The organism is Syntrophotaleaceae bacterium, assembly GCA_041390365.1.
Lineage (GTDB): Bacteria > Desulfobacterota > Desulfuromonadia > Desulfuromonadales > Syntrophotaleaceae > JAWKQB01.
The window spans coordinates 776,295-788,592 of record JAWKQB010000003.1 but is presented as its reverse complement, the minus strand read 5'-3'; the positions used below and the strand labels follow the sequence as shown (position 1 = coordinate 788,592).

Below are 12,298 nucleotides of genomic sequence, written 5' to 3'. Positions count from 1 at the left end.
GACAACGACAACCGTTTCGCTATCGCTTCACTGACAACGAAGCTTCACTGACAACGAAAAGTAAGGCGCGCTGTGTGAGTCCCGGCAGTTTTGATTTTTTATTATGGTCAGATACTACTCTGGTGAGGCGGGCTGGGCATTGACGAGGATCAATTCCCAGCGGTCTTCGGAATTTTCGTAGCGAATGATATAGAGGATGCCGTCATCTCCCAGGAGTTTGAAATACCGGTGATCCGGCGCCAGCCAACGATCCAGGATCTCCGTCACTTCGACCTGCTTCCGGTCCAGGAAAAACCTGCGGGGCGTTTCCCGGCCCCGATAACCCTCGTAACATTCGACGCGGATCTCAATCAAGGCGCTTCAGTCCGGCGGCTTTCGCCCACCCGCGGGCGCGTTGAAACTCGGCTCCGGTCAAACGGCGATCCAAGGGAGGATGGCGTCCGGCACAATAGCAGGGCCGGTATTGATCCATCAGATTAAGGTAGGTTTCGGGGGATACTTCTTCGGCCAGAAAGGCGACGATGCGGTCGGTGCCGGCCAGGTTATCGGGGAGCACCAGGTGGCGCACCAGCAATCCGCGCACGGCGATACCCTGGTTCAGTACCAGGTCGCCGACCTGTCGATGCATTTCGAGCACCGCTGCCCGGTTGACCTCCGCATAGCCGGCCACGCCCGTGTATCGCCTGGCCGCCGTCGATTCGGCGAATTTCATGTCCGGCATGTAGATGTCGATCACCCCGTCGAGCAGGGCCAGGGTCGGCAGGCTGTCGTATCCTCCGCTGTTATAGACCAGCGGCAGTCTCAAACCCCGACGCGCAGCGATGGCCAGGGCTGCCAGCACCGGCGCCACCACATGGGTCGGGGAAACCAGGTTGATGTTGTGGCAGCCCTGCTCCTGCAAGGCGAGCATGATGGACGCCAGTCTTTCGACGGAAACCTCCTGGCCCCGGTCCTGCTGACTGATGTCCCAGTTCTGGCAAAAGACACAGGCCAGATTGCAGCCGCTGAAAAATATGGTGCCCGAACCGTTCCGACCGACGAGGGGGCGCTCTTCTCCGAAATGAGCACCGTAACTGGCGACCCTTGCCTGGCGGGAGGTCCGACAAGCTGCCCCCTGCCGGCCCATGATACGATTGGCCCGGCACCGATTCGGGCAGAGGTCGCAATTACCAAGATGCTGAAAGGTCTGCCTCACCCGGGAGGCCAGCTCCCCGGTGCGAAACAATTTCTGATATCCTGGAACAAAAATCTCCAAGATTCCCTTTCATTTCGACTGGATCAGTCCACCCGCACGAATTCATACCGCTCGGTCAGATTTTTGGTGATCCATCCGACTCCGCAGCGATCGCCGATGGTTTCGATGGCCACCACTACATCCGAATCCTCGAAATTTACCTGAGCGGAGTGGCCCATATCCGCCAATTCGTCAAGGATGAAGGCATCGAGGGCCTGTTCGACATCCGGAGAAACAATTTCTCCCTTCAATCCCCGCCGTTCCAACCGGACGTGGAAGCGGCGGTCCACCAATTGTTCCAGATGCGGTCGAATGACCTGACAAAGCTGGGGAAGGAAATCGTCAAGCTCGAAGGTGAAAACCGTTTCCAAGGGCACTATTCGGCCCAAATCCTGAAAGGCGATGAGTCGCTCCTGCCGTCTTTTGCGAATCGCCTCCAGAAACGGCTCAACCTCCTCCACTTGCCCCAAAATCACTCCATGAAACGTGGTCTTGTGAAACTCGCCCAGCTCGGACAGCTCATGCAGCAACTGGCCATATCGCCCTTGCTGGGCCATGGTCGCCAGGATATTGAATTTCCACATGGTTTCCTCCCCCGATGTGTCCTTTGAGTTTATCCAAGGGGGAGTGAAATGGCAACTTGGCGTCGCCTACCCGATCTCCTTGCCGATGGAAAAAGCCTGGCCGAGATAGTCTCCGATGCCGTGATAGGTCCGGATCACCGGGGTGAAGATCATCGGCCGCACCTTTTCGATATCGGGAAGACCCTTTTCCGTGAGGACCCCCGGATCGGCCTTGACGTCGACGATTTCGCCGATGAACTGTGTGTGGCCGCCGACCTCGACCGTCTGCTGCAGCCTGCATTCGATGATCAGGGGAAACTCGTCGACATAGGGAGCATCCACCAGATCGCTTTTGACGGCGGTCAGGCCCGCAGCGGCGAATTTATCCACATCCCGGCCGGAAGAGATGCCGCAGTAATCGGCCTGTTTGGCAAAGGCCACTCCGGGCACATTGACGGTAAAGGCCTTGCGGGCCAGGATACTGGCGTGGGAATGGGTGGCGGGCCGCAGGGAAATGGTCACGCAGGGCGGCTTGGAACAGCAGATGCCGCCCCAGGCAACGGTGGCCAGATTCGGCTTGCCCTCAGAATCGTAGGAACCGACGAGCCAGACCGGACAGGGCTGGGCCAGGGTCTGCACGCCGAGAGATTTTTTCATGAATTCCTCCTTGAGAATGTTTCCAGCACACGTCTGCTCCGCTCACCAAAGCCCAAAGTTAGGCCATGATTTTCTCTGTGTCCTCGGTGTGCTCTGTGGTGAAAGCTTTTGATCTTGAAGTAAAAATTCAGGGAACCAGCTTGCTCAGCGGCACTCCCCCCACACCGATGTTTTCCCGCGGGGTTTCGTCGATGACCACGATGAATTTCTCGGCGGGGATCCCCGTCACCTCGGCGGCGGCAGCGGTCAGGCGGGCGATAAGCTGTTCTTTTTTCTCTGTCGTCTGCGGGGAAATCCCCAGGGTGATGATCGGCATGGCAGCCTCCTTTGCAAAAGGTTTTCATCGGTATCGAAATCGCTATCGAAATCGGGATCGGACTGTGAGGGTCTCGGGGCACCCGCTCCAAGGGGCCGCATAAACCCATCCTTGGGGCTTGACTGTCGCCATCCAGGCGACAGACACCCCTTTACGCGGGCACCCCGAGACCCGCGCGTAGCGCAAGAACCTTCATCTCCGCTCGGCCAGCAGCACCGCCCGCAAGGGAGCGGGATAGCCCTCGACCGTCCGCCGGGGATCGGCCGGGTCGAGAAAATCGCTCAGAGTTTCGGTCTGAATCCAGTCTGTCTTCCGCTGCTCCTGTTCCGTGGTCCAGGTTCGGTCGACACAGCGGATATTGACGAAACCGGCCCTGGCCAACCAACCGGCCAGGCAGGAGACCGTCGGCAGAAAAAAGACGTTGTTCATTTTGGCGTAGCGGCCTGAGGGCGAAAGAGCGGATTCCTCCTCCCCCTCGATGACCAAAGTTTCCAGCACGAGTTCGCCTCCGGGCCGCAGCAGCCCGGCCAACTGCTTCAGGGCATCGAGCGGCGACCGCTGGTGGTACAGGACTCCCATATGGAACAGTGTGTCGAAACAGTCCTCGATCGCCGGCATCTCTTCCAGCTTCAATGGCAGGCAGTGAACGTCCGGATGGCGGATCATGCGCTGCAGGAGAAGATACTGGCAGAAAAAAGGGGCATAGGGTTCGATGCCGAGAGCCAGTCGCGGACCATGGGCGGCCATGCGAAACAGATAATAGCCGCAACTGCTGCCGACATCGAGGATCCGGCGGCCGGCAAGGGGAGCGATATGGTCCTTGAACCGGTTCCATTTGAGATCGGAACGCCACTCACTGTCCAGCTCAATGCCGAAGATGTCGAAAGGACCCTTTCGCCAGGGCTGAAAGGCCAGCAGAAGGTTTCTCAGCTCTTCTCTCGCTCGGGTCGAAAGGTCCTCCGCCCGGCCGATGCAGATCCGGTCCTCTCCCAGTTCGATCCGGGACGGTACGATATCGCCCAATTCCTCCAACAGCCGGAGCCGACGTTTGGCATTGCCGTCCACTTCTTGAAGAAAGCGGGCCTTTTCCTCGAGAAGGGTACGGAAATCCCCTTCCCAGGCAGATAGCCCCAACTCTCTGCATCTCTCCATGAAGCGATGCATCAAGCCGGCTCCTTGCGGCAGATCAGGGCGGCGAAATTGAACCACTTGAACCAGACATCGATCTGCCGGAACCCGATCTTCTGCAGCCGCTGCAGGTGCCCTTCGAGGCTTTCCGGGATCAGCACCCTTTCCAGGGCCTCCCGTTTCCGGCTGATCTCCAGTTCGGAATAACCCCTTTCCTTTTTGAAGCGATAATAGAAATCCTGCTGCAGGGCGTTCAGATCGGCATTTTCATGGACCACCTTTTCCGTCAGCAGCAGAATCCCGCCGGGCAGCAGAGCATGAAAAACCCTGTTTAACAGGTCTTCCCGCCCCTCCACGGGCAGAAACTGGAGGGTCAGATTGATCACCACCACCGAAGCCGGCGACAGCTCCAGAAGACCCAGATCGCCTTCGACCAGGCGAATGGCCTTCCCGCATGGCATTGCCGCCAGGCGTTCCCGGTAGACTTGCAGCATGGCCGGGGAGTTGTCCACCGCAATCATGGAAAAATCCCTGTTCCCCATTTCCTGACAGAGGCGAAAGCCGAAATTACCGTTGGAACAGCCGAGGTCGTAAATCAGGCTGTCAACCTGATAGAACAGGGCTGTCAGCTGGGCCTGCCGCCGAAGAATTTCCTCGTAGCCGGGGACCGAGCGGTGAATCATATCGTCAAAAACCCGCACCACTCCCTCGTTGAATTCGAAAGGCGGAACGGGATCCTTCATTCGGGTGAAAATATCGTCTTTATCCATGGTTCCTTGCTGATTTTGCCTGATTGCGAAGTGGTGGGATTATAGCAGAAGCAAGCGCTCAGGGCACTTACAAATAGGGGGAGAAGAGCTTGGCCACCCCGTCCCTGACCTGACCCGCCAGACCTTGCCGGTTCAGCTCATCAAGGGAAACCAGGCTTGACCGCTCGCAGGCTTTGTCGAAGTAATCGGCCAGTGTCTGGTTGAGGCCCCGGTCGTAAACCTCCAGGTTGAACTCGAAATTGAGCCGCAGGCTGCGGGGGTCGAGATTTGCGCTTCCGATCAGCACATATTGTTCATCGATCAGCGCCAGCTTGCTGTGGACAAAGGGGGGCGGCTGCAGGTACAGGCGAACACCGTATTCGATCAGTTCCCGGTAATAGGCTCGCGAAGCCCAACTGACATAGGGCAAATTGCTTTTGGCGGGCAGCAGCAGGATGACTTCCGCACCGCGCAGAGCCGCGGCATTGAGAGCTGCCATCAAGGTTCGATCGGGAATGAAATAGGGGGTCATGATGCGGATTCGCCGAAGGGCGCAGTTGATGGCGCCAAGATAGATCCAGCGCAGCTTTTCGAAGTCCTCATTGGGTCCCGCGCTGATGCCCCGGCAGAGCGCCTCTCCTCCCGGAAGAGGCGGGCGATAGGGGATGGAGGGGAAAACGTCTCCCGTCACGAACTGCCAGTCTTCCATGAAGGCTTCCAGCATCTGCCCGACAACCGGACCTTCCACCTGAAAATGGATATCGAGGGCCTGACGGCGGCCACTCAGGCCGGCCAGATGCCGGTCGCCGATATTCATGCCGCCGGTGAATCCTTTCTGACTGTCCACGATCAGCAGTTTGCGATGGTTCCTCAGATTGAAGTGAAGGCCCCGGCCGGACAGAGAGGGAGGAAGAAAGCGTGCGAAATGCACCGGGCTGTGGCGAAACAGACTTCGGGCCAGGGGCAGGGAATAGAGCTCTCCCAGGCCGTCGATCAACACCCGCACATCGAGCCCGCGTTCGGCCGCCGCGATCAGGACGTAGGCCAGGGCCCGTCCGCTGCTGTCGGTATCGTAGATATAGGTTGAAAGGTAGACCGATTCCCGGGCCCCGCGAATGGCCTCCAGCATGGCCGGATAGACGTCTTCGCCATTATGCAGGAGCGCAACCCGGTTCCCGGCCTGCAGGGGCCTGCGGGTAACCTTGTCGGCCAGGGCCAGCAGCGAGGCGTAATTTTCGTCACGAAGGGTGATGGATTCCTGCCGGCGGGAGGACCAGGAACAGTAGCCGGCCGGGGCGACGGTGCGGCTATCCCGGAGTTGGGCCTGCCAGTCCCGGGCCCGGGTGCGGATCCGGTTGACGCCCAGCAGCCAGTAAAACAAAGGCCCGACGATCGGCAGGGCGAAACATACGGCAACCCAGCCCAGAGCCGATCGCGGGTCCCGTTTGTGCAACAGGGCATGGCCGGCGGAGAAAAAGGCTGCTGCAGTGACCAGAACCGTAAAAACGATTTTCAGCAAGGGCAGCATTCCTGGAAGGCACCCCTGTTTAATGAATGGTTAGGGAAGGCGGTGGATGAAAATCAGCGCTGCAGGGTGGTGCCGCAACGCGGGCAGGTCAGCATACTGGTTGCCGGGACCTTGTGGCCGCAGGTGGGGCAGTTGAACCAGTGCTTGCAATATTTGCACTGGATTTCGGAAAGACCCTGTTTTTTTCCACATTTGGGACACTGGCGATACATCTTGCGATTCTGAATATAGTCCCGGAACAACAGGCCGCAGCGGGGGCAGGATTCCGCGTCTCGATTACGGATGACCGCACCGCAATTGGTCATGGGGCAGACAAAGACCGTTTTGCAGGCACTGCACCAGTATTTTCCCTTTTTGACTTCCTTGCAAACAGGGCATTTTTCCATGATCGAGAAGTGACTCCGCTTTTTTTCCACCCCAAAAAGACTCCGGGAGGACCCTCAGGGTCCTCCCGGAGTCGGTGATTGCTATAGGTATCGATCAAACGATTTTTTTGAAAGCCTTGGGAGCGGCGCCGCAAACCTCGCAGGGTCCCTGAGGTTCGGCCTCCAGGGTATGCCCGCAGACGCTGCAGACAAAGTAATCGACCGGCTCGGCATTTTCCAGGTTGTCGAGCATCTTCTGATAGAGGCCGGCATGCACTTCCTCGACGGCATTGGCAAAGCGGAAGGTGCGCTCGGCCGCTGCAAAACCCTTGGCCGCAGCCTCCTCGATCATGGGAGGATACATTTCCTTGAATTCATGGGTTTCCCCGCCCACTGCTTCCTTGAGGTTGTCGATGGTCTTGCCGATCCCGCCCAGGGCTCGTAGATGGGCATGGGCATGAACCGTCTCCGCTTCGGCGGCAGCCCGGAACAGCTTGGCGGCCTGCGGGTATCCCTCCTTTTCCGCCTGCAGGGCGAAAGCAAGGTATTTGCGGTTGGCCTGGGATTCCCCGGCAAAGGCTTCCTTGAGATCTTTTTCCGTCTGGCTGTTCTTCAGATCAGGCATGTCAACATCCCCCTTTTTTCAATAAATAAACGTAGTTACCGGCACAATGCCGCCATTTATTGTAACGCTTCCTACGGCGATGTCAACCGTGGTCCTCTCCCCCCGAGTCACGGTCACTTTTCCCGGCAGGCTTTTTCCACGTCCTCGGCCTTGCCGATCAGAACCAGCAGATCACTGTCCTTGATAATGTGGGTGGGGGAAGGGAGGGTGATAAATTCCCCGGTCAATACATCCTTGATCCCGATGACTGTCACATGGAACTTCCGGCGCAGATCGAGAGTGATCAGGTTTTTGCCTATGAAGTGGGCCGGTGGGCCAACCTCGGTAATTGAATAGTCCTCAGCAACAGGGATGAATTCGAGGATGTTGGAACTCGACAGACCTTTCGCCGTCTTGATGGCCATATCCTTTTCCGGAAAGATGATGTCGGTGGCGCCGACTTTTTCCAGAATGCGGCCATGATCCTCGTCTACCGCCTTGACCAGGATCCGCTTGAGATTCATCTCCTTCAGGTGCAGGACGATTATGGTGGAAAGGTGGGAACGCTCCCCTGTGGAAATGACCACCGCATCCATTTCCCCGACCCCCTGGTTCTTGAGGAAATCCTTGCTCGAGGCATCGCCGATGATCGCCACGGAAGAATAGTTTTTGATCCGCTGAACCTTGTCCCGGTCGAGATCGATGGCAATGACTTCGTGACCCTCCTGGTAGAGGGTTTTGGCAACATGAAACCCGAAATTTCCCAAACCGATGACACAGAAACGTGACATGACGAATCTCCTTGAAGCGAGCCGCCGCAACCTTGGCCGGACCGCTATCTGAATGAGCAGACGGCTAACCGATCATGATGTTTTCTTCCGCATAGCGAACGGAATAATCCCTGGAGCGCCGCAACATGGTAAAAGCGACCGTCAGCAGACCGACCCTGCCAATGAACATGAGCAAAATAATCAGCAATTTGCCGGCGGGCACCAGCTTGGTCGTCGCTCCCAGAGACAAACCGACGGTCGCGAAAGCCGAAACCGCTTCGAAAGCGTATTCAATAAAAAGTCCGCGGCTCGATCCGGCGGACAACCCCTGCAACTGCACGGCAAGCAGAAGAAAAATCGAACCCACCAGCACCAGCAGGGCGGTCATCACCAGGGTCATCACCTTTGACGCTGCCGCTTCCGGCAGGGTACGGCGAAAGACGTTGGTATGGGGATTTCCCTTCAGCCAGCTGTGCAGTACGGCGATGACCAGGGCCAGGCTGGTGGTTTTGATCCCTCCTCCGGAGGAACCGGGGGAAGCGCCGACGAACATCAGGAACATGATCAGAAACAGGGTCGGCACCTCAAGCAGATTGAGATCGATGGTATTGAACCCGGCCGTCCTTGCCGTTACCGATTGGAAAAAGGCTGTCCACAGGCTTTCCGCGACCCCCATTTCGATAAAAGAGGTGCGCCATTCCAACAATCCGATCAGGCCGGCCCCCCCGAAAATGAGGATGACGGTGGTCAGAAAAACCAGCCGGGTGTGCAGCGACAGCCGGCGACGGCCCTGACCCGGCTTGAGCAGATCAAACACTTCCTTCATCACCAGAAAGCCGATGCCGCCCAGAATAATAAGACCCATGATTGTCAGGTTGACCAGCGGGTTGGACCGGTAGGTGATCAGGCTGTCGGGAAAAAGGGAAAACCCGGCGTTGCAGAAAGCGGAGACGGCATGAAAAACGGCGTAGTAGATGCCTTTCCCCCAACCAAGATCGGGGATGAAAGCGAAGGCCAGCACCCCGGCGCCGATACCCTCGATGATCAGGGTCAGAACGAAAACCGCACGGATCAGATCCCGCATCGATTCCACCTGGGTGTGTACCAGGGTTTCCTGGAGCATCCAACGATCACGGAGTCCCACTCCCAATCCCAGATAGAAAAAAAGATAGACCGAAAAAGTGGTTATTCCCAGGCCGCCGACCTGGATCAGCGCCAGCACCACCCACTGTCCGAACAGGGTCAGCTTGGTCCCGGTATCCACCACCACCAGGCCGGTGACGCATTGGGCGGAGGTGGCCGTAAAAAGAGCGTCGAGGAAGGAGAGGGGTTCGCCGTTGGCGGCAATCGGCAACGAAAGCAGGACACCGCCAATGAGAACGGCTGCGGCATAATACAGGATCAGAGCCTTGCCGGGTTCCAGGTTTTTCATGCGCTTGGCGATTCTGTTCATGGTCTACCTTTGGACAACGGGTAAAAAATCGACACGTCAGACAGGCTATAGTTTCAGGAGCGATCGCAAGTAGCGTCCGGTATGGGACGCAGTCACCCGGGCCACATCCTCCGGTGTGCCGACAGTCACAATTTCGCCGCCCCGGCTGCCCCCCTCCGGCCCCAGATCGATAATATGGTCGGCGGTCTTGATGACGTCGAGATTGTGCTCGATGATCAGGACCGTATTCCCGGTATCGACCAATCGGTGGAGGACATCGAGCAGTTTCCGGATGTCGGCGAAATGCAGGCCCGTGGTCGGTTCGTCCAGAATATAGATGGTGCGCCCGGTCGCCCGCTTGCCGAGCTCCTTGGCCAGTTTGACTCTCTGGGCCTCCCCTCCGGAGAGGGTGGTGGCGCTCTGCCCCAGATGAATGTATCCCAGGCCCACATCCCGCAGCATCTCCAGCTTGCCGCGGATCCGGGGAATGTTTTCGAAAAACTTCAGCGCCTGGTTGACCGTCAGGTCCAGCACCTCCGCAATGTTCATCCCCTTGTAGCGCACTTCCAGGGTCTCCCGGTTGTAGCGGGCACCCTTGCACACCTCGCATTGAACATAAACGTCGGGCAGAAAATGCATCTCGATCTTGAGGATTCCTTCCCCCTGGCAGGCCTCGCAGCGCCCCCCTTTGACGTTGAAGGAAAACCGCCCCGGCTGGTAACCGCGCATTTTGGCTTCCGGAAGCTGGGCGAACTGGTCCCGGATATCGGTAAAAACCCCGGTGTAGGTGGCCGGGTTGGAGCGGGGCGTGCGACCGATCGGGGACTGATCGATATCGATCACCTTGTCCAGCATCTCCACACCGACGATGTCTTCGACCTTGCCGGCCTTTTCCCGGGAACGGTAGAGGCGCTGGGACAGGGCGCGGAACAGGGTGTCGATGATCAGGGTCGACTTGCCCGAACCGGAGACCCCGGTGATGCAGGTCATGACCCCAAGGGGGATGGCGACGTCCACGTTCTTCAGATTGTTTTCCCGTGCTCCCCGGATCTGAATAAAGCGCTCCCCCGTGCGGCGTTCAGCCGGAAGCGGAATGGTCAGTTCCCCGGACAGATAGCGTCCGGTCAGGGACTGGGGAGAGGCCATGATCTCCGCCGGTGTCCCCTGGGCGACCACCTCTCCGCCATGGATGCCGGCCCCCGGCCCCATGTCGATGACATGGTCCGACTCGAGAATGGTCTCCTCATCGTGTTCCACCACCAGCACAGTATTGCCGAGGTCGCGCAGGCGCTTGAGGGTGTCGAGCAGGCGCCGGTTGTCCCGCTGATGCAGTCCGATGGAGGGTTCGTCGAGGATGTAGAGCACTCCGACCAGGGACGAACCCACCTGGGTGGCCAATCGGATGCGCTGCCCCTCGCCGCCCGACAGGGTTCCGGAGGTGCGATCGAGACTCAGGTAGTCGAGACCGACGTAGGTCAGAAAAGACAGCCGCTGGCGGATCTCCTTGAGAATCCGGCGGCCGATTTCCGCCTCCTTTTCCGTCAGTTCCAGATGGGCGAAGAACGCCTCCGCATCGCGGATCGACAGGGCACAGATCTCGCGGATATTCTTGCCTCCCACCCGCACGAACAGGACCTCCTTGCGCAGACGGGCGCCGTCACAGGTCGGACAGGGCATCACGTTCATGAACCGGCCGAGATTTTCCCGCACCCGGTCCGAGTCGGTTTCGTGATAGCGGCGTTCGAGGTTGGGGATCACTCCTTCAAATGTCTTTTCATAGAAATGCCGCCGGCCGCCCTGATCAAAAAAGAATTTCACCTTCTCCCGGCCGGACCCGTACAGAAGAACACTCCGCAGCTTGTCGGGCAGGCTTTTAAAGGGGGCGTTGATGTCGAACTGGAAATGATCGGCCAGGGCCTCGAGCAGCTGGTGATAATAAAAACCGGTGCGGGTCTCCCAGGGAACGATGGCCCCCTCCCGCAGGGACAGGTCGGGATTCGGCACCACCTCTTCCGGATCGAAGTACATGCGGGTGCCGAGGCCGGCGCAATCGGGGCAGGCGCCGTAGGGATTGTTGAAGGAGAACATTCGCGGGGTGATTTCCGGGTAGGAGATACCGCAGTCGGGACAGGCGTGCTGTTCGGAATAGAGCCGGCTCTCCCCGTCCACCTCCTCCACCCGCACCACTCCCGAAGCCAGCCGCAGAGCCGTTTCCAGGGAATCGGCCAGGCGTCCCTCGATGCCCGGCTTGATCACCAGACGGTCGACTACAACCTCGAGAGTATGCTGTTTGTTCTTGTCGAGGCTGATCTCCCCGCCCAGTTCGTGCAACTCCCCGTCGATCCGTATCCGGACGAAGCCGTCGGCCTGCAGCTGGCGCAATTCCTTGCGATATTCTCCCTTGCGCCCGCGCACGATCGGTGCCAGGACCAGCAGACGGGTCTTTTCCGGCAGGGTCATGATCCGGTCGACCATCTGCTGCACCGTCCAGGACGCGATCTCCTTGCCGCACTCGTAACAGTGGATGCGCCCGGTCCTGGCGAACAGCAGGCGCAGGTAGTCGTAGATTTCGGTGACGGTGCCAACGGTAGAGCGGGGGTTCTTCGAGGTGGTCTTCTGCTCGATGGAAATGGCCGGCGACAGACCCTCGATGCTTTCCACGTCGGGCTTGTCCATCTGCTCCAGAAACTGCCGGGCGTAGGCGGAAAGGCTCTCCACGTAGCGGCGCTGGCCCTCGGCGTACAGAGTGTCAAAGGCCAGGGTACTCTTGCCGGAACCGGACACCCCGGTAATGACCACCAGCTTGTCCCGGGGGATCTCCAGATCGATCCCCTTCAGGTTATGCTCTCTGGCGCCCTTGATAAAAATGCTTTTGCTCATAATAAGAAAATCCCGGGTCCCGGGTCCCGGGTCCCGAGTCCAAGGCTCACTCCTTACCCCTCACTCCTCACC

13 protein-coding genes are annotated in these 12,298 nt (G+C 58.6%); all 13 read right to left on the bottom strand.

The features are described 5' to 3' along the window. Nucleotides 1–114 precede the first annotated feature (114 nt). The 13 genes from R2940_15890 to uvrA all read right to left on the bottom strand — a co-directional run bounded on the left by R2940_15890 (nucleotide 115) and on the right by uvrA (nucleotide 12,226). Nucleotides 115–354, bottom strand: a complete 240-nt coding sequence (locus tag R2940_15890; GenBank protein ID MEZ4601272.1) for a hypothetical protein — start codon at nucleotides 352–354, stop codon at nucleotides 115–117. Beyond that, on the bottom strand, nucleotides 347–1,225 hold the full coding sequence (locus R2940_15885; GenBank protein ID MEZ4601271.1) for a radical SAM protein: 879 nt from the start codon (nucleotides 1,223–1,225) through the stop codon (nucleotides 347–349). The genes R2940_15890 and R2940_15885 overlap by 8 nt, the downstream gene beginning before the upstream one ends. A gap of 53 nt (nucleotides 1,226–1,278) precedes the next feature. Further along, entirely contained in the window at nucleotides 1,279–1,818 is a 540-nt protein-coding gene (locus R2940_15880; GenBank protein ID MEZ4601270.1) for a THUMP domain-containing protein, read from the bottom strand. 66 nt (nucleotides 1,819–1,884) lie between these two features. Continuing rightward, the gene (locus tag R2940_15875; protein MEZ4601269.1) at nucleotides 1,885–2,454 is read right to left on the bottom strand and encodes a flavin reductase family protein; all 570 of its coding nucleotides are present in this window, start codon (nucleotides 2,452–2,454) and stop codon (nucleotides 1,885–1,887) included. A 127-nt stretch (nucleotides 2,455–2,581) separates the two neighbouring features. Next, the gene (gene dmpI, locus R2940_15870; GenBank protein MEZ4601268.1) at nucleotides 2,582–2,770 is read right to left on the bottom strand and encodes a 4-oxalocrotonate tautomerase DmpI; all 189 of its coding nucleotides are present in this window, start codon (nucleotides 2,768–2,770) and stop codon (nucleotides 2,582–2,584) included. Nucleotides 2,771–2,962: 192 nt separating this feature from the next. Then, a complete protein-coding gene (cmoB, locus tag R2940_15865) occupies nucleotides 2,963–3,934 on the bottom strand; it encodes a tRNA 5-methoxyuridine(34)/uridine 5-oxyacetic acid(34) synthase CmoB (GenBank protein MEZ4601267.1) in 972 nt (323 codons plus the stop codon). Further along, nucleotides 3,934–4,668, bottom strand: coding sequence for a carboxy-S-adenosyl-L-methionine synthase CmoA (gene cmoA, locus R2940_15860; protein MEZ4601266.1), 735 nt, complete (start codon nucleotides 4,666–4,668; stop codon nucleotides 3,934–3,936). Before cmoA ends, cmoB begins: the two co-directional genes overlap by 1 nt. 67 nt (nucleotides 4,669–4,735) lie before the next feature. Beyond that, nucleotides 4,736–6,175, bottom strand: a complete 1,440-nt coding sequence (gene cls, locus R2940_15855; protein ID MEZ4601265.1) for a cardiolipin synthase — start codon at nucleotides 6,173–6,175, stop codon at nucleotides 4,736–4,738. A gap of 53 nt (nucleotides 6,176–6,228) precedes the next feature. After that, a complete protein-coding gene (locus R2940_15850) occupies nucleotides 6,229–6,561 on the bottom strand; it encodes a hypothetical protein (GenBank protein MEZ4601264.1) in 333 nt (110 codons plus the stop codon). Nucleotides 6,562–6,655: 94 nt separating this feature from the next. Beyond that, a complete protein-coding gene (locus R2940_15845; protein MEZ4601263.1) occupies nucleotides 6,656–7,165 on the bottom strand; it encodes a rubrerythrin family protein in 510 nt (169 codons plus the stop codon). A gap of 113 nt (nucleotides 7,166–7,278) precedes the next feature. After that, nucleotides 7,279–7,935, bottom strand: coding sequence for a TrkA family potassium uptake protein (locus tag R2940_15840; GenBank protein ID MEZ4601262.1), 657 nt, complete (start codon nucleotides 7,933–7,935; stop codon nucleotides 7,279–7,281). 64 nt (nucleotides 7,936–7,999) lie between these two features. Further along, nucleotides 8,000–9,367, bottom strand: coding sequence for a TrkH family potassium uptake protein (locus R2940_15835; protein MEZ4601261.1), 1,368 nt, complete (start codon nucleotides 9,365–9,367; stop codon nucleotides 8,000–8,002). A gap of 45 nt (nucleotides 9,368–9,412) precedes the next feature. Further along, nucleotides 9,413–12,226: an excinuclease ABC subunit UvrA gene (uvrA, locus tag R2940_15830; protein ID MEZ4601260.1), complete on the bottom strand. Its 2,814-nt coding sequence runs from the start codon at nucleotides 12,224–12,226 to the stop codon at nucleotides 9,413–9,415. Between the last annotated feature and the right edge of the window lie 72 nt (nucleotides 12,227–12,298).